Source organism: uncultured Aliiroseovarius sp. (genome assembly GCF_947492455.1).
Classification (GTDB): Bacteria; Pseudomonadota; Alphaproteobacteria; order Rhodobacterales; family Rhodobacteraceae; genus Aliiroseovarius.
The window spans coordinates 55,298-73,090 of sequence record NZ_CANLNB010000005.1 but is presented as its reverse complement, the minus strand read 5'-3'; the positions used below and the strand labels follow the sequence as shown (position 1 = coordinate 73,090).

The 17,793-nt window shown below is 60.0% G+C and carries 16 protein-coding genes; 9 read left to right on the top strand and 7 right to left on the bottom strand.

Annotation, left to right across the window (positions count from 1 at the left end; translation table 11 throughout):
• From mraZ to Q0677_RS13260, 3 genes are all read right to left on the bottom strand, one after another.
• Positions 1 to 504 (bottom strand): division/cell wall cluster transcriptional repressor MraZ, encoded by a 504-nt coding sequence (gene mraZ, locus Q0677_RS13270; RefSeq protein WP_298910637.1) that lies wholly within the window; start codon positions 502 to 504, stop codon positions 1 to 3.
• A gap of 18 nt (positions 505 to 522) precedes the next feature.
• Positions 523 to 1,101 (bottom strand): hypothetical protein, encoded by a 579-nt coding sequence (locus Q0677_RS13265; protein ID WP_298910634.1) that lies wholly within the window; start codon positions 1,099 to 1,101, stop codon positions 523 to 525.
• Positions 1,102 to 1,183: 82 nt separating this feature from the next.
• Positions 1,184 to 2,257 (bottom strand): Mrp/NBP35 family ATP-binding protein, encoded by a 1,074-nt coding sequence (locus Q0677_RS13260; RefSeq protein WP_298910632.1) that lies wholly within the window; start codon positions 2,255 to 2,257, stop codon positions 1,184 to 1,186.
• Positions 2,258 to 2,702: 445 nt separating this feature from the next.
• Here Q0677_RS13260 and Q0677_RS13255 point away from each other — a divergent pair, with 445 nt between their 5' ends.
• Entirely contained in the window at positions 2,703 to 2,918 is a 216-nt protein-coding gene (locus Q0677_RS13255; protein WP_298910630.1) for a DUF1127 domain-containing protein, read from the top strand.
• 346 nt (positions 2,919 to 3,264) lie between these two features.
• Here the strand turns inward: Q0677_RS13255 and Q0677_RS13250 are convergent, their stop codons facing one another.
• Positions 3,265 to 5,577, bottom strand: a complete 2,313-nt coding sequence (locus tag Q0677_RS13250; protein ID WP_298910980.1) for an ATP-dependent helicase — start codon at positions 5,575 to 5,577, stop codon at positions 3,265 to 3,267.
• Between the two features lie 309 nt (positions 5,578 to 5,886).
• Between Q0677_RS13250 and topA the strand changes: the two genes are divergently transcribed.
• The 8 genes from topA (at position 5,887) to Q0677_RS13210 (ending at position 15,024) form a co-directional block, all read left to right on the top strand.
• Complete coding sequence (gene topA, locus Q0677_RS13245) at positions 5,887 to 8,448, top strand: type I DNA topoisomerase (RefSeq protein WP_298910628.1); 2,562 nt, start codon at positions 5,887 to 5,889, stop codon at positions 8,446 to 8,448.
• A gap of 143 nt (positions 8,449 to 8,591) precedes the next feature.
• The gene (locus tag Q0677_RS13240) at positions 8,592 to 9,083 is read left to right on the top strand and encodes a hypothetical protein (RefSeq protein ID WP_298910626.1); all 492 of its coding nucleotides are present in this window, start codon (positions 8,592 to 8,594) and stop codon (positions 9,081 to 9,083) included.
• A 166-nt stretch (positions 9,084 to 9,249) separates the two neighbouring features.
• A complete protein-coding gene (locus Q0677_RS13235) occupies positions 9,250 to 9,963 on the top strand; it encodes a CoA transferase subunit A (RefSeq protein WP_298910623.1) in 714 nt (237 codons plus the stop codon).
• Between the two features lie 3 nt (positions 9,964 to 9,966).
• A complete protein-coding gene (locus Q0677_RS13230) occupies positions 9,967 to 10,596 on the top strand; it encodes a 3-oxoacid CoA-transferase subunit B (protein ID WP_298910620.1) in 630 nt (209 codons plus the stop codon).
• Between the two features lie 131 nt (positions 10,597 to 10,727).
• Positions 10,728 to 11,864, top strand: a complete 1,137-nt coding sequence (locus Q0677_RS13225; RefSeq protein ID WP_298910615.1) for a PQQ-dependent sugar dehydrogenase — start codon at positions 10,728 to 10,730, stop codon at positions 11,862 to 11,864.
• A 97-nt stretch (positions 11,865 to 11,961) separates the two neighbouring features.
• Positions 11,962 to 12,987 carry a lysylphosphatidylglycerol synthase transmembrane domain-containing protein gene (locus Q0677_RS13220; RefSeq protein ID WP_366940974.1) on the top strand — a complete coding sequence of 342 codons (1,026 nt, stop codon included), beginning with the start codon at positions 11,962 to 11,964 and terminating at the stop codon, positions 12,985 to 12,987.
• The gene (locus tag Q0677_RS13215; protein ID WP_298910611.1) at positions 12,968 to 14,290 is read left to right on the top strand and encodes an FAD-binding oxidoreductase; all 1,323 of its coding nucleotides are present in this window, start codon (positions 12,968 to 12,970) and stop codon (positions 14,288 to 14,290) included. Before Q0677_RS13220 ends, Q0677_RS13215 begins: the two co-directional genes overlap by 20 nt.
• Positions 14,287 to 15,024 carry an SDR family NAD(P)-dependent oxidoreductase gene (locus tag Q0677_RS13210; RefSeq protein ID WP_298910610.1) on the top strand — a complete coding sequence of 246 codons (738 nt, stop codon included), beginning with the start codon at positions 14,287 to 14,289 and terminating at the stop codon, positions 15,022 to 15,024. The genes Q0677_RS13215 and Q0677_RS13210 overlap by 4 nt, the downstream gene beginning before the upstream one ends.
• Positions 15,025 to 15,068: 44 nt before the next feature.
• Here Q0677_RS13210 and Q0677_RS13205 read toward each other — a convergent pair whose 3' ends face one another.
• From Q0677_RS13205 to Q0677_RS13195, 3 genes are all read right to left on the bottom strand, one after another.
• Entirely contained in the window at positions 15,069 to 15,338 is a 270-nt protein-coding gene (locus tag Q0677_RS13205) for a hypothetical protein (RefSeq protein ID WP_298910608.1), read from the bottom strand.
• Between the two features lie 122 nt (positions 15,339 to 15,460).
• Positions 15,461 to 16,909 (bottom strand): UbiA family prenyltransferase, encoded by a 1,449-nt coding sequence (locus Q0677_RS13200; protein WP_298910606.1) that lies wholly within the window; start codon positions 16,907 to 16,909, stop codon positions 15,461 to 15,463.
• A complete protein-coding gene (locus Q0677_RS13195) occupies positions 16,902 to 17,729 on the bottom strand; it encodes a lytic transglycosylase domain-containing protein (RefSeq protein ID WP_298910604.1) in 828 nt (275 codons plus the stop codon). Before Q0677_RS13195 ends, Q0677_RS13200 begins: the two co-directional genes overlap by 8 nt.
• Positions 17,730 to 17,793: the final 64 nt, after the last annotated feature.

Here is a 17,793-nt window from a genome sequence, read left to right as displayed (position 1 = left end):
TTAGCCTTCCCCCTGCCCGCCCAACAGGGACAGCACATCAAAATCGTCCGGCTGTTCGTTCAGCCATTCTTCGGTTTTGGCGACCTCGACCTCTTCATAGGTCTCGGGCTTCCAAATCTGGAACGTGTCGCCGGTGGCGATAAAGAAGGCTTCTTTGTCCAGCCCGATCTTCTGGCGCAACTTCGCAGGCAGTACCAGACGGCCGGTCTCGTCCACAGTCGTCGGGAAGGATTGCCCGTTGAACAGACGCTCCAGCATCCGACGCTCCATCGAGCCGCGCGGCATCTTCGCGATCTGGTCGTCGACCTCATCGATGGCCTCGATCGTGTAGGCTTCCAGATAGTTGCGGCGATGGTCGCCATATACAATGACAAGATTGGGGTTCAGACCGTCGGTCCAATCGGGGTCGCCCGCTTCCAGCACACGGCGAAACAGGGCCGGGATCGAGACCCTGCCCTTCGTATCCACCTTATGGTGGCTTTCACCTCTGAACCTGCGTGCCACTTGCGCGGCCCCCTTTAATCATCTGTCCCACCAGCCCAAATGGGGGCTGGAATAAAAACGGCGAATTGATCTGCTGCCACTGACCAATCCGCCGCCTGTCCCGTCTCCGGGTGCCCAGCTGCGCGCGCCACCTGGGGGGATGTCTGCTCGCGTACGCGCCGGATCTCTTTCGTATGATGAAGCGGGGGCCTGTATGAAACCTGACTTGGGAGTGTCTAGCGGGGTCTTGTTGCCCCTTTCTGTCCCGTCCTCATCTTGAATACATGGATAACTTGGGAATTCATGGGAAGCAATAGTTTTTTGCGGGATTATACATAGGGCGAATCTGGAAAAAGCGCCCAGATTCAAGTGCAAATGCAGAATTTCTGGCACATCTTCACGCAATGTAGGCGAAGTTGAAAATCTATCCACAAGATATAGTGCTGCCGTCGCAGCATCACTTTTCCCATGAAATCCAAATATTTTTTGCGATTTGAAGAGAGTGGCGCGCTCAGACCACAGTTCCAGCCGCGTTTGGCGCGAAAATCCATAGGCGAACAGGCTGATTTGCATCCATTCCCATAGCTCCGCCCATGATTTCCCAGCCGCCTTGACCATGAATTCCCAGACGCCCCCACCAAACGAAAACGCCCAGCGCAATCACTGCACCGGGCGTTCATCTCACTGCACGTCGTTGGCCTTAGGCGATCCCGCGCGCCACCATGTCCTGTGCCAGCTTGGCATAGGCATCAGCCACCGGCCCTTCGCCCGCAGCGATCGGCGTCCCACCGTCGCCGGCAAGCCGCACATCCAAGGACAGTGGGATTTCACCAAGGAAGGGGGCGCCAATCGCAGCGGCCTCATCCTTTACGCCACCATGCCCGAACAGATGCGCTTCGTGTCCGCAATTCGGGCAGACATAGGCGGACATGTTTTCAACAAGACCAAGGATCGGCACTTTCACCTTCTCGAACATATCGATGGCCTTGCGCGCATCCAAAAGCGCCACGTCCTGCGGGGTCGAGACCACGACCGCCCCGGTGATCTGCGATTTCTGCGCCAGCGTCAGTTGCACGTCCCCGGTACCGGGCGGCAGGTCAATCAGCAGCACGTCAAGCGGGCCCCAGTTGACCTGAAACAGCATCTGCTGCAGAGCGCCCATCAGCATGGGGCCACGCCAGACCACAGCCTCGCGATCCGATTTCAGCATCAGACCAATCGACATCATCTTGACCCCGTGCGCCATGACCGGGGTCAGCATGTCTCCGTCGGGGGAGCCGGGGCGCTCGTTCGTGCCCATCATGCGCGGCTGGGACGGACCAAGGATGTCGGCATCCAAAAGTCCGACCTTCCGCCCCTGCTTGGCCAGAGCCACCGCCAAGTTGGAACTGAGTGTGGATTTCCCGACGCCCCCCTTCCCTGAGGCAATGGCGACAATCGATTTCACGCCCGGCACCTGCATCGGACCAGCCTGCGGTTTGGGGTGTCCGCCGATTTTCAAATTCGGCGCGGGCTTCGCAGGTGCTGCGCCGTGAGCGGTCAAAATGACAGAAACGGTTTCGATCCCCTGCAGATCCGCAACGGCAGCCTCGGCGGCGCGGCGCTGCGGCTCAAGCCCGGCGGCCTGCTCGGGCGATTGCGCTTCGATCACAAAGCGGACCGCAGCACCGTCAACCGTCAGCGCACGCACCATATCGCGCGACACAAGATCGCCGCCATCCGGCAACGCCACTGCCGACAGCGCGCCCATAATCCTGTTTTTGATATCCGCCATAGGAGTCTCCTTAATCCTGACCTCTTTACTTGGCGACTTTCGTGGAAGGCGCAAGAGGCGAATCCACAAGCCCAAAGAAAATGAGAATCAAGGACAACTTTTTTGGCACCGGAGCACTCTGCTTTACTCTGATGAAAAGCGCGCATTCCAACTGCCAGAACATAAGGCCCCAAACTGACGCGACGGCACCCAACACAGTGAAATTTCTGCCCTGCAGCATATAGCAGCGAAACATAGCCCAAGGGCGGTTAAGCGCCTATTTTATTAGCGAATCCACCTATGCACCAGACGCATGACGGGTTTGTTTTCCCAAGGTATTGTGCATTTGCAGCATACACCCCATGTTTGCCTCACAGCGACACCGTTGTCGCTAACAAGAAGAGTTTTGCCCAACGGTACGGGCACCCAACCCGCAGAGATCTGCGAACAAAAGTGAGTAAGTGCAATGGCACACGCATCTGAAATCATTCTGGCCCATGCAAGCCTGGCTGACCGGTTCGTCTCCTTGATTGCTGGTTGGAAAGACGACTACGCCACGCGCAAGGCCTATCGCCAGACCGTCAAGGAGCTGAGCAACCTGAGCGATCGTGAGCTGAACGATTTGGGTATCGGTCGCGGTTCGATCCGCCTGATTGCCCGCATGGCCGTCTACGGCAACTGAGTTTCTGTTCCCCGCCCTCCTCCTCCCGGCGGTGAACTGAATGGCGGCGAGGTCTCTCCTCCTCCCTGATCTCGCCGCCCAAAATCTTCGGACTGTCGCCCTCCTCCCTGACAGTCCTTGGGCCGCGGTGATGTCTTCCTCCTCCCTGACATCACCGCACCCCCAAATTTCGGGGCGTTCCACCCTCCTCCCAGGAACAACCCGATTTGACGTGGGTCACCTCCTCCCGACCCAGGTCACAGCGCCGGACCTCGCTCCTCCTCCCAGAGGTCCGACCAAATAGGAAACGGCGTCGCTCTCCTCCTCCCGAGCGGCGCCGTTTTTCTTTTCAGATTGCCTGATGCGTTTAGAAGGGTACGTCGCCCGCCTGCGCGGCTGGCACGATGAACTTGGAGACGACTTTCTTGGCCCCGGCCTTATCGAACTCGATATCCAGCTTATCGCCCTCGATGCCCATCACGGTGCCATAGCCAAACTTGGTGTGGAACACGCGGTCGCCTTGGGTGAACGACGACACGGCGGTTGCGTCGATCACAATGCCGCGCGCCTTGCCACCATTGGATTGAGCACGCGCAGTTTGCGCCTGCATGCGCTTCCAGCCGGGCGAGTTATAGGCGTCGGCACGGCTGGCTTTCTCTTCCAGACGCGACCCGCCGTAATCGCCTGACATGCCGCCATAGCCGCCCCCATAAAGACCCGGCGCGGTCAGCACCTCGACATGCGCCTCGGGCAGTTCATCGACGAAACGCGAAGGCAATTGCGACTGCCATTGACCATAGACGCGGCGGTTGGCGGCGAAGGAAATCGTGCAGACCTCCTCGGCCCGCGTGATGCCTACATAGGCCAGCCGTCGTTCTTCCTCGAGCCCCTTGAGCCCGCTTTCATCCATCGAGCGCTGGGACGGAAACAGCCCATCTTCCCAACCCGGCAGGAACACGGCGGGATACTCCAACCCCTTGGCCGCGTGCAGGGTCATGATGGTGACCTTTTCTTCCGCGTCTTCCGTATCATTGTCCATGATCAGGCTGACATGCTCTAGGAATCCTTGAAGGTTTTCAAAGCTTTCCAGCGCCTTTACCAGTTCCTTGAGGTTCTCAAGCCGACCGGGTGCCTCGGGCGTCTTGTCGTTCAGCCACATCGTGGTGTAGCCGGATTCCTCAAGGATCATCTCGGCCAGTTCGATATGGGTGTCTTCCTCGGCGCGCAGTTGGTTGAACCAACGGTCGAGGTTGCCGACAAGTTCAGCAAGCCCCTTGCCGCCCTTGCCCTTGATCGCCCCGCTGTCCACCGCGATCCGCGCGCCTTCGACCAGCGAAACGCCATTGGTGCGGGCAAGCATCTGGATCGTCTGCACCGCCTTGTCGCCAAGCCCCCGCCGGGGCGTATTGACGATGCGCTCAAACGCCAGATCGTCGTCTTGCGACACGGCCAAGCGGAAATAGGCCATCGCGTCGCGGATTTCGAGCCGTTCATAGAAGCGCGGGCCGCCGATCACGCGATAGGGCAAGCCAATGGTCAGGAAGCGATCCTCGAAGGCGCGCATCTGGTGCGAGGCACGCACAAGGATGGCCATATCGTCCAAAGACATCCCCGCCCTGCCCCTTGTGCCTGACTGCATCGCCTCGATTTCTTCCCCGACCCAGCGGGCTTCTTCGTCGCCGTCCCAATGGCCAATCAGGCGGACTTTCTCGCCGCCTTCCGCCTCGGTCCACAGCTCTTTTCCCAGACGCCCTTCGTTGCCCGCAATCACGCCGGACGCCGCGGCAAGGATATGCGCGGTCGAGCGATAGTTCTGTTCCAACCGGACCACCTTGGCGCCCGGAAAATCCTTTTCAAACCGCAGGATATTGCCCACCTCGGCCCCACGCCAGCCATAGATCGACTGGTCGTCATCACCTACGCAGCAGATGTTTTTATGTCCCGCTGCCAAGAGCCGCAGCCACAGGTATTGGGCGACGTTGGTATCCTGGTATTCGTCGACGAGGATGTAGCGAAACCAGCTTTGATACTTGGCCAGAATGTCGTCGTGCTGCTGGAAGATTGTGACCATGTGGAGTAGCAGGTCGCCGAAATCACAGGCATTGAGTGTTTTCAGGCGTTCTTGGTATTGGGCGTAGAGTTCCGGCCCTCGGTCATTGAAGGCCTGCGCCTCGGACGCGGGCAGCGTTTCCGGCGTCCATGCGCGGTTTTTCCAATTGTCGATCACGCCGGACAACAGCCGCGCGGGCCAGCGTTTTTCGTCGATATTGTTGGCCACAATCAACTGTTTCAGCAGCCGAATTTGGTCGTCCGTGTCCAAAATGGTGAAGTTGGTTTTCAGCCCGACCAGCTCGGCGTGACGGCGCAAGAGCTTCACGCAAATCGAGTGGAAAGTGCCCATCCACGGCATGCCTTCGACCGTCTGCCCCAGCAGCCCGGCGACCCTTTCCTTCATCTCGCGCGCGGCCTTGTTGGTAAAGGTCACGGCAAGGATTTCATTGGTCCGCGCCGACCCGGTGGTCAGCAGATGCGCGATACGTGTGGTCAAGGCTTTGGTCTTGCCCGTCCCCGCGCCTGCCAGCATCAGAACCGGACCATGCAACGCCTCGACCGCATCCCGCTGGGCGGGGTTCAGACCCTCCAGATAGGGGGCAGACCGAGCCCCCAGCGCCGCCCCCATCGCGCGCTGCGACAGCGGCACGTTCGGCGTGTTCATCCCGTCATCGGAATCATCAATCAGGTCGTCATTCTCAATGCTGCTCATGTGCTCTTCTTAGCAACGCTATCACCACAGGGGAAGAGCATGTTCCACATCTGTTCCAACCGCCCCCTAAAATCCCGTGCAACTTTCCGCCCCCGTAGGGGGCGCGGCGAAATGTGCCCCTATATAAGAAGAGTGCCCATTGACAAGTCGCCCTTTCCCAACCCATCTAACGCCCTCAAGAACAGGGCTGGTATTGCGCAGCCTGACTGAGTCGAGAGGAAGTTCATGCCCGTTGTCGTCGTTGAAAGCCCGGCCAAAGCCAAGACCATCAACAAATACCTTGGCTCGGACTACACGGTGCTGGCGTCCTACGGCCACGTCCGTGACCTGCCGCCCAAAGATGGCTCGGTCGACACCGACAACGAATTTGCTATGAAATGGGAGGTCGGCCGCGACAGCGCCAAGCACGTGCGCGCCATTGCCGAGGCCCTGAAAGACGACAACAACCTGATCCTCGCAACCGACCCCGATCGCGAAGGGGAAGCGATTTCGTGGCACTTGGAAGAAGCTTTGCGAAAGCGCCGTGCTTTGAAGAAAGACACGCCGGTTAGCCGCGTGGTCTTCAACGCGATCACCAAATCCGCCGTGACCGAAGCGATGCAAAACCCGCGCGACGTGGACAGCGATCTGGTCGAGGCTTATCTGGCCCGCCGTGCGCTGGACTATCTGGTGGGGTTCAACCTGTCGCCCGTCCTGTGGCGCAAACTGCCCGGCGCGCGGTCGGCGGGCCGTGTGCAGTCGGTCTGCCTGCGCCTGATCGTTGAGCGCGAAGAAGAGATCGAGGCGTTCAACGCCCGTGAATACTGGTCGGTGAAGGCGCTGTTGCAAACACCGCGTGGGCAGGAATTCGAGGCCCGTCTGACGGTTCTGGGGGGCCAAAAGCTCGACCGTTACGACCTTGAAAACGAAACCGCCGCCGAGTTGGCCGTGCAGGCCATCACCTCGCGCGATCTGTCGGTGCAGTCGGTCGAAGCCAAACCTGCAACGCGCAACCCCTCGCCGCCCTTCATGACCTCGACCCTGCAACAGGAAGCCAGCCGCAAGTTCGGTTTTGGCGCACGCCAGACCATGTCGACCGCCCAGCGCCTCTACGAGGCCGGGTACATCACCTATATGCGGACCGACGGGATCGACATGGCACCCGAGGCCGTGGCGGCTGCCCGTGATGCGATCTCCGATCGCTACGGCAAGGATTTCATCCCCGCCAACCCGCGGATTTACAAGAACAAAGCCAAGAACGCACAGGAAGCGCACGAATGTATTCGCCCGACGGATATGACCGTGTCGGCGAACGATCTGGCGAAGCTCGAGCCCGATCAGCGCAAGCTCTATGACCTGATTTGGAAGCGCACACTGGCGAGCCAGATGGAAAGCGCCCGGTTTGAACGCACCAGCGTGGATGTAGGATCGGACGACGGCCAGGTTGTGCTGCGCGCCACCGGTCAAGTCGTTGTTTTCGAAGGCTTCCTGAAGGTCTATGAAGAAGGCCGTGACGATCAGGTGGTGGACGATGACGACAAGCGTCTGCCGCAGATCATGGAAGGCGAGAAGGCCGACAAGAAGACCATTTCGCCCGAGCAGCACTTCACCCAGCCGCCGCCCCGCTATACCGAAGCAACGCTGGTCAAACGCATGGAAGAGCTGGGCATCGGTCGCCCCTCGACCTATGCGTCGGTGATCACAACGATCCAAGACCGCGAGTACGTTCGCAAAGACAAGAACCGCCTGTTCCCCGAGGATAAAGGCCGGATCGTGACCATCTTCCTGATGAACTTCTTCCGCCAATATGTGGGGTACGAGTTCACCGCGAACCTCGAAGAGGAACTCGACGAGATTTCGGCGGGCGACATGGATTACAAGGAAGTGCTGGCGCGCTTTTGGCGGGATTTCTCGGCCGCGATTGCCGAAACGTCCGAGCTGCGGATTTCCGAGGTCCTGGACAAGTTGGACGCGGCGCTTGCCCCGCAGCTGTACCCGCCGCGCGAAGACGGCACCGATCCGCGTATCTGCCCGAAATGCGGTACGGGTCAGTTGCACCTGAAGACCTCGCGCACTGGTGGGTTTGTCGGTTGCGGGAACTACCCGGAGTGTAACTATACCCGCCCCATTGCGGGTGAAGGTGCTGAAGGTGAAGAAAAACTTCTGGGCACCGATGGCGATGACGAGATCTGGCTGAAGGATGGCCGCTATGGCCCCTATGTCCAGCGCGGCGAAGCCACGCCCGAAAACAAGCGGCCCAAGCGCACCTCGCTGCCGCAAGCCCGCAATGGCGGCTGGCCGAAAGAGGAAACCGATCTGGAACGCGCGCTGCAGCTTTTGTCGCTGCCGCGCCATGTGGGCGACCACCCGGAAGGTGGCCGGATCACGGCGAACCTTGGACGGTTTGGTCCCTATCTGATGCACAAGTTCCCGGATGATGAAAAACCCGTGTACGTGAGCCTCAAGCAATGGACCGAAATGTTCGACGTGGGCATGAACCACGCGGTCGAACTGCTGGCCGACAAGCGGGCCAACCCGGGCCGTCGTGGGGCCGCTGCCGCCAAGCCGCTGAAGGAACTGGGCGAACACCCGGAAGAAGGCGGACCAGTGAACGTGCTGGACGGGCGCTATGGGCCTTACGTGAAATGGGGCAAGGTAAACGCCACCATCCCGAAAGAGGTCGCCCCCGCGGACGTCACCATGGAAATGGCCGTGGGCTGGATCGCGGAAAAAGCCGCGAAGAAAAAGCCTGCCCGCAAGAAAGCCGCCCCTAAGAAGAAAGCTGCTGCCAAGAAGAAGGCAAGCTGACTTAGGCTTTGCCAAAATTGACCAAGAACACGCGTTCGAAAGGGCAATCTTCGTCGCGCCGTTTACCACAACGTCTAAATTTCGCCCAATTGGTTCGTAATTGTTAGCGGATTCAGTCGGGCAATACGGGCAATATTATAACGATGGACCGCAGGGACTTTATCACCGAGGCCAGAGACAAGGCCGGGCAGGAACAGCGCGATCTCGCCCGTGACATCGAAACTGACCGAACTGCGCGTTTCTTCAGTAGGGAAACATCAACTTGGTCAGATCTGTTTGAAGGCCTATTTCTAACGGCATTGATGGCGATCGTTCCCTTCTTGGCCTTTGCCGGTCTTGCACTTTGGTCGTTCAACTCACTCGGCAGTGACAGCTCGGTGCACTGGGTGTTCGTCTTCTTTGCCCTCGCCATCCCGGTCTTTGTGCTCTATCGCGCGCTGAAATCCAAAAGCGATGTGCCTGCATCCGTACTGGCGGATATGATTGGCGGCTTTTGGACAGGTGTTTTCCCCTTATTGCTTATCGGAGGCCTCGCCGTATTCGGGCTGGCTGCGTGGCTGGGAGTTCCGGTACAGGTCGCACTTGGCATCCTGATCATCGGTGGCATATTGATCGCGGCAATGGCAAATCAATAGTCCGAGGGCACCAAGACCCTGTCTAATCAGCTTTACCACTACTCTGATTGCTCTGTTTTTCCGGCATGGGTAGAAATACTTGTTCCAAGCTTTTCCCAGCCTGTTTCGTTGACTCCGCCCCTCCCCTTCGCCAGAAAAGCAGCGAAATAGACGAGAGGGAACTTTCATGAACAAGGTATATGGCAGCGCCGCCGAAGCTCTGGACGGGCTTCTGTCGGACGACATGCTGATTGCCGCCGGCGGCTTTGGCCTGTGCGGCATCCCCGAGCTTCTGCTGGAGGCCATCAAGGAAAGCGGTGTGAAGGATCTGACCTTTGCTTCGAACAACGCTGGCGTTGATGATTTCGGCATTGGCATCCTGCTGCAGACCAAGCAGGTCCGCAAAATGATCTCGTCCTATGTGGGCGAAAACGCCGAGTTCATGCGCCAGTACCTGTCGGGCGAGCTGGAGCTGGAGTTTAACCCGCAGGGCACTCTGGCAGAACGCATGCGCGCAGCCGGCCACGGCATCCCCGGCTTCTACACCAAGACCGGTGTGGGCACCGTGATTGCCGAAGGGAAAGAGCACAAGGACTTCCCCACCGGCCCGAACGGCGAAGCCGAGACCTACATCATGGAAGAAGGCATCTTTGCTGACCTGTCCATCGTGAAAGCCTGGAAAGCCGACGAGACCGGCAACCTTGTCTTCCGCAAGACCGCCCGCAACTTCAACCCGCCCGCTGCCATGTGCGGCAAGACCTGCGTGGTCGAGGTGGAAGAGATTGTGCCGACCGGTTCGCTGGATCCCGACGCGATCCATCTGCCCGGCATCTACGTGCATCGCATCATTCAGGGCGAGCACGAGAAGCGCATCGAACAACGCACCATCCGGGAGGCATAAGACATGGCTTGGGACCGCAATCAAATGGCCGCCCGCGCGGCACAGGAACTGCAAGACGGTTGGTATGTGAACCTTGGCATCGGCATCCCGACGCTGGTGTCCAACTACATCCCCGAGGGCGTCACCGTGACGCTTCAGTCGGAAAACGGCATGCTGGGCATGGGCCCCTTCCCGACCGAGGATGAAATCGACGCCGACCTGATCAACGCAGGCAAGCAGACCATCACCGAACTGCCCCAGACCGCGTATTTCGACAGCTCGATGAGCTTCGGAATGATCCGTGGCGGCAAGATCGCCATGGCGATCCTTGGCGCGATGGAAGTGGCGGAAAACGGCGACCTCGCCAACTGGATGATCCCCGGCAAGCTGGTTAAAGGCATGGGCGGCGCGATGGACCTTGTGGCCGGTGTTGGCCGCGTGGTGGTCGTGATGGATCACACCAACAAGCATGGCGACTCGAAGGTGCTGAAAGAATGCACCCTGCCGCTGACCGGGAAATCGGTCGTTGACCGCATCATCACCAACCTGGGTGTGCTGGATGTGGTCGAAGGCGGCCTGAAAATCGTCGAGACCGCCGAGGGCGTGACCGAAGACGAACTGCGCGCCGCGACCGAGGCAACCATCGTCGACTAAGCGCTCTTACAGCTTTGAAAAGCCCCCCGTCGTGGGGGCTTTTTTTGTGCGCTCTCGTCTTTTTGACTTGGGCGAACAGCGCATCAGGGCGCATCATTCACCCATCAGTTTTCGCAAACCCTAGGTGTGATATGAAACGTCTTCTTGCCCTCTGCGCCGCTTGTCTTGGCCTATCTCTGCTGCCCCTTACCGCGACCGCTTTTCAGATCGACGGCGATCAGGGTGGACGCTTGCAGGCCCAGAGTATCGCCAGCTTCAATCACCCGTGGGCCATGTCGTTCCTGCCCGACGGGCGGCTTCTGGTAACCACCAGGCCGGGCCGGTTATGGCTGGTCGGACAAGATGGTGCGCGCTTTCAGGTCGCGGGGGTGCCCGCGGTAAGAGATGGCGGGCAAGGCGGTTTAGGCGATGTGGTGCCACATCCCGGTTTTGCCGAAAACGGATTGGTTTACGTGTCTTACGTGGACACGGGTGACCAACCCGGCACGCGGCAAGCGGTGGTGATCCGTGCACGACTGGACCTGTCTGCAGAACCAAAACTGACCGATCACGAAGAGATTTGGCGCCAGTTCCCTGCCTATCCGGGCCGCGGGCATTTCTCGCATCGTTTGGCGTTTGGACCTGCGGGTGGGCCGCATGACGGCAAGCTGTTCATCACCTCGGGCGACCGGCAGGAACTGGATCCGGCACAAGACATGACGCAGGCGTTGGGCAAGCTCATTCGCTTAAACGACGATGGATCTGTGCCAGCAGACAATCCGTTTCAGGACCACGGCGAGCTGGCCAAGAGCTTCTGGACGATGGGTCACCGCAATTCACTGGGCATCGCCTTTGACGCCAACGGTCAACTGTGGGCACATGAGATGGGGCCACGTCATGGGGACGAGCTGAACCTGATCGAGCCGGGCCGCAACTATGGCTGGCCGCTGGTGTCCGAGGGCAACCACTATAGCGGGGTGAAAATCCCCAACCATGACACCCGCCCGGACCTGACCGCCCCCAATGCCGCATGGGTGCCCAGCATCGCGCCCTCAGGGCTGGTGATTTACTCGGGCGATATGTTTCCCGCGTGGCAGGGTCAGGCATTGATTGGGGGCCTCGTCAGCCGCGCCTTGATCCGTGTCTCCTTGGGCAGAGACGGTGCGCAAGAGCTGGAGCGTTACAGCTGGGACGAACGGGTGCGCGAGGTCGAACAGGGCCCAGAAGGTGCGCTGTGGGTGCTTGAGGATGGGCGCCGCGGGCGGCTGCTGCGCCTGACGCCGAACTAAGGTGAGAATGCGCGATTTGCCTCACTTTTCCCCTCGTAATTGATGCTCAGCTTTCATAATCTCGCCTCAATCCCCGGCCATAAGTCGGGCAATGACAATGAGCAGCGCAAACATGGCATCGTCCACCGCAGGGAAACAATCAACCCGCCCAGCCGCGCACAAGCGGCTACGCGATACGCTTGTTTTGCTGAGCCTTTTCGGGCTGGTGCTGGCAGGGCTGATCGGTTTGGCCGCGGCCACCGGGTGGGAAGAAACCCGTACGCAGCTGATGAAACTGTCGTGGGGACAGTTCGCCATTCTTCTGGCGCTGAGCCTTGTAAACTATGTATTTCGCGGTCTGCGCTGGCACGTCTTCGCGCGCAAACTGGGCCTGCCCACTGGGCTGATGCAAGACCTGCGCCATTTCCTTGGCGGCTTTGCCATGTCCGTCACTCCAGGCCGCGTAGGCGAGCTGGTGCGGATGCGCTGGCTGCGCCGTGAAACCGGCTGGAGTTTTGAGCGCACGGCGCCCTTGGTCCTGATCGACCGGGCCTCGGACCTGACCGCGATGGCGCTGATCCTTGGTCTGGCGCTGGCCTTTTCGACCACCGGCATCGCGGGTGGCTTGCCCGTTACCATTTTGGCCTTGATCGCAGCCTTCGCCGCCACCCGCCCCCGCCTCTTAGCGGGCTTCGCCACGATGGGCCACCGCCTGACGGGCCGTTTGCCGCGCCTCTGGGCCAAACTGCGCCGTGCAGCGCAGTCGCTTGCCGCCTTCACCTCGCCTACTCTGATCGCCATTGCCGCCCTGATTGGCGTCATCGGTTGGATTGCCGAGGGCTATGCCTTTCACCTGCTTCTGATGTGGATGGGCGCCGATATCGGATTTGCCAAAGCGGTGGCCATCTTCGTCTTCTCAACACTCGCTGGCGGCCTGACCGGCGCACCCGGTGGCGTCGGCGGCGCGGAAGCGGCAATGGTCGCCCTTCTGGCGCTTGAAGGCGTGCCGCTTGAAACCAGCCTGCCCGCCACCGCCATCATCCGCGTCACAACCCTTTGGTTCGCGATTGGGATCGGCCTTCTGGTCTTCCCCGTAGCCGAGAGAATTTCATTGAGACATCACCATGGTTTGGAAAACAACTGAGTATTCAGGCTGGGGCCGCGTGCGCACAGCCACGGCAGAACTGGCACGGCCTGAACGTGCCAGCACGCTGAAAAGCACTTTGGCAGACACGACTTGCCCGGCGATTGGCAGTTGCCGCTCTTATGGCGATGCGCCCCTGAATGACGGGGGCCGCGCCATCGACATGACGCGCATGAACCGCATTCTGGATTTCGACGCCGAGACAGGTGTCGTGTCGGTCGAGGCGGGTGTGACCATCACCACGCTGGCAAAGGTCTTTGCCCCGCAAGGCTGGCTGCCCGCCGTCATGCCCGGCACAGGTTTCGCCACCGTGGGCGGCTGCATTGCGCAGGATGTGCACGGCAAGAACCACCACAAGGAAGGCAGCTTTGGGCAGCATGTTCTGTCGGTCACGCTGCTGAACGGCGAAAAGCGCACGGTCGCTACGCCCGACCGCAATGCGGGCCTGTTCCGCGCCACGATGGGCGGGATCGGGCAGACCGGCGTGATTGCCGACGCAAAACTGCAGCTGAAACCCTGCCCCGGCGACGTGATGATGGTAACCGAGCAACGGGCCGAGGACTGGGACGCGCATCTGGCCCTGCTGGACGCCAGCCAAGCCAGCTATTGCGTGGGCTGGATCGACGCCACTGCAACGGGCGCCAGCCTTGGCCGCGGCATCGTCGAAGAGGCCGAGCTGGCCGCCGGGCTGCTCCCCAAGGCGAAACCGTCGAAGAAAATCCCGATGGATGCGCCGGGCTTTGCCCTGTCCGGCCCCATCGTGCGGAGTTTCAACAACGCGTATTACAAACGCGTACCCACCTCGGGCCGGTCCTCGGTCAAGCGGATCGACGAGTTCTTCTTCCCGTTGGATAAAATCCACGACTGGAACCGCCTCTATGGCAAGCGCGGGTTCTATCAGTTCCAAAACGTCGTCCCGCTGGATCAGGCTGACGCGCTGAAAAAGATGCTGTCCGAAATCGCTGGCGCGGGCCTTGCCTCGCCCCTTGCGGTGCTGAAGCGCATGGGACCGGGGCGCGCGGGGCACATGAGTTTCCCGATGGAGGGCTATACGCTGGCCGTGGATTTCCCGGCGCGCGATGCTGCGCCCGAGCTGATCGGGATGCTGGAAGACATGACCGTCGACGCGGGCGGGCGGCTCTATCTGGCCAAGGATGCGCTGGCCACCGGCCCTGCGATCAAGGCGATGTATCCGGAGCATGGCGATTGGGTGAAGGCTGTGAACAAAGCCGATCCCGACCATGCCCTTGAAACCGACATGGTGCGGCGGCTTGATCTGCGCACGGCAGGAGATGCGTCATGACACAGCAATGTTGGATCATTCTGGGGGCAACGTCCTCGATGGCGCGCGCCTTCGCCAATGCGGTGGCCGATCAAGGCGCCAGTGTCATTCTGGCGGGCCGCGATATGGACGACCTGAAACGCTCGGCCACGGATCTGTCTGTGCGCGGGGTCGAGGCCATTGCGATGAAATTCGATGCCCGCGACAGCGCCACCTTCGGCCCGATCATCGCGCGCGCCGAACAGATGGAGGGTGTGATCAACGCCGCTGTCTTCGTCGGGTCCATGCCGCCGCAAGACGCGATTGACGCCGATCCCCGCCTGATCGACGGAGTCATCAAAGACAGCCACACCGGCCCTGCGACCTTCCTGACCCAGTTGGCTCCGGTGATCGAAGCACGCGGCGCGGGCACCGTTGTGGGCGTGGGATCGGTCGCCGGGGATCGCGGACGGATCGGGAACTATGTCTACGGCTCGGCCAAGGCGGGCTTTGCCACCTATCTGTCGGGCCTGCGCAACCGCCTGACCCGTTCTGGCGGACATGTTGTGACCGTGAAGCCCGGCTTTGTGGATACGGCGATGACGTGGAGCATCGAGGGGATGTTTCTTGTCGCCTCGCCCGAGGCCGTGGCCAAGGACATTCTGAAAGCGGTCGAGAAGCAGAAGAACGTGATCTACACGCCGTTTTTCTGGCGCTACATCATGCTGATCATCCGACATATCCCCGAATTTATCTTCAAGAAAATGTCGATCTGATCTCAAAGCCCCCACCGTCGCGTGGGGGCTTTGGTTCTCAATAGTTAGCGGCCCGATACGGACTGCCCCGGTGTACCGGTCAGGGTCGAGCCGACATTGCCCCAGCCGCCATTTCCGCCACCGGACACAAACTTGGCGACGCCGCCATTGCCCTCAAGGCTAAGCGCTTCTTTCAGGGGCGAGTTGTTACCGCCTCCACCCTTCTTCAAGGCCGATGCCATGGCTTTGGCTTCTTCGGGATTGTTCTTTCCGGCCAGCGCAGGCGATGCCGCCAGCAAAAGTACGGTTGATACGCAGATCGTCAGGTTTTTCATGGTCTCACTCCAGTTTCTGTTGGTATCTGGATTACGGGCTCAAGGTCCCCTTGGATCAAAAAACAAACGGGGTCCCATAGGGACCCCAACTTGCTTTAATTGCACCGTTTCGGCTGGGACCGTCAGCCCCCGACCCCGAACCACTGCTGCCACAGACCGGCGGCGTAGAACATGATGGCCAGTGTCATCAGGATCAACCCGATGCCGCGTTTGTCCTTCATGGCAAAGACAATCGGGTCGTAATCCTGCTTGCCATGCCAGCCCAGCGACACCATGCGAATGAGCCACCACGCCAATGGGATTATCGCCACCCACAAAAGCCAGCGAGTTTTATAAAGACCGATGGCTTGCTCGGTGAAGGAATAGAGAAAAAATGAGACCAATGCAGCAACCACGCCAATAGCTGCAACGTTCAGCAGATCGGGACGATCTGGGCGGCCATAGCCGCGGCCGGGCAGACGCTCGTCCGAGGTGGCCAGGGTCAGTTCGGTCAGGCGCTTCACACAGCCAAGTGCAAGAAATACCGGGAAAACAAAGACCAGAAGGTAGCCCGAGATATAGATCCCGGTCGCCGCCGCACCTGCCACAACGCGAAGGGTATAGAGCGAAGCCAGTACCGCAATATCGATCCACCGCATCCGCTTCAGCTTCAGCGAATAGGCCAACGACATCACCATGTAGAAGGCGACCACGCCAAGGAATGCCCAGGACAGCGCCACGGCCACCCCCAAGGCAATGGCGGACAGAAGCAGGAAACACAGCATGCCGATCTGGATCGGAACGGCACCCGAGGCGAACGGCCGGTTCTTCTTTTTGACATGCAGGCGGTCGGCTTCCAGATCCAGCAGGTCATTCACCAGATAAATCGACGAGGCAGCCGCCGAGAAGGCGACAATACCGAGCAGCGCCGCAATAAATGTCGACATATCAAACGCGTGGCTCGCGATCATCGGAAGAAGCAGCAGGATGTTCTTGACCCATTGGTGCGGGCGGAAACTGCGCAGCACATCGGCCATCCGCCAACCGCCTTTGATCCGCGTAAGGGCCTGCCCTCGCGCTTCGATCTGGCGTGCGGATGCGGCGTCTCCGACGACAATGGCGTGATCCGCTTGGGACCAGATCGCCCGATCCACAGGCGCATTGCCGGCATAGTCAAACCCTTGCGCGCCAAAGGTGTCGACCAAGGCCGCGGCCTTGCGGTCCCCTTTCAGGTTGGTCTTTCCGTCCGACGCAAAAACACGCGGCGACAGGTCGTGGTCGCGGGCCAACGCTTCAACTAACGGCTGGTGCGAGGCCGAAGCGAGGATGACCTCGCGCCCCTCGGATTTGGCCTGTTCGGCAAGCCGGGCGACCTCCGGCTCGACCGGAAGAAGATCTGTGCGCAGGTTTGCAATCTCGGCCAGTTCGGCCTTCAGGCGCGCGGGCTGTTTCAGGTTCAGAACGCTCACTTTCAGGGCGCGGATGGGATCTTTGCCAAGGGCGGACCAGAAGCTTTCGAACAGAATATCCGTGCGCAGAAAGGTTCCATCAATGTCCAAAACCAGAGGTTTCTTTTGCACGTCATCACCCATTTGAGGGGGCTCCCATCACCGTAAACACGCAGCCATCCGTCAACAGCACGGGCGGCGTCTTACATAATCCGCGCGCGACATGCCATGCAGCCAGCACCTTGGGCACATAGGCGCGCGTTTCGGCGTATGGAGGGATCCCACCATGCTCGCCCACTGCGTTTTCGCCCGCGTTATAGCCCGCAAGCGCGAAGATCGGATCGCCTTGGAAATGCTTGATCAGCCATTCCAAATAGGCCACGCCCCCTTTGATGTTTTGCGCCGGATCTGTGCTGTCGGTCACGCCGAACCGCTCGGCCGTTGCAGGGATTAGCTGCATCAGCCCTTCGGCCCCGGCCTCGCTGACTGCCTGAGTGCGGCCCGAGCTTTCAACTGAAATCAACGCAACAACAAGCGCAGGAGACACCTGCGTTCCAACGGTCACCCGCAAGATATCCGCGCCATGCAGACGCGCGATATCTTGTAGGTGCTGCAACCGGGGCAGGTCTAACCCGTCGCGATCAGAAATTGCAAAGATGGCTTTTTGAATATTGGCAGGACCCCTGTCAGCAAGCTTGGGCGAGACCTCCTGCCAGAACCAATCCCATGCGGTCGGTGTTGGCAGGGGCAGCACAACTTCTGGGTCCGCCATTGGGGCGGGTTGAGCTTGCACGGCAAGCGCAGCAGCCTGTTCTTCGGGATCAATCTGAACGGTCAACCTCTTGACCGCGCCTGCCTGTGGAACGGTGACGCGTTTGAAGGTGAAGTCGGGAAATGGCGGCGGTGTTTCCTGCCCATAGGCAAGACCAGCCCATCCAAAGGCCCAGACCGTTCCGATATACATTAATCGCCGCATTTTGCGGTTCTCTGCTCTATCTCATTAACTGATTCATTTCTCGCAGATTGGG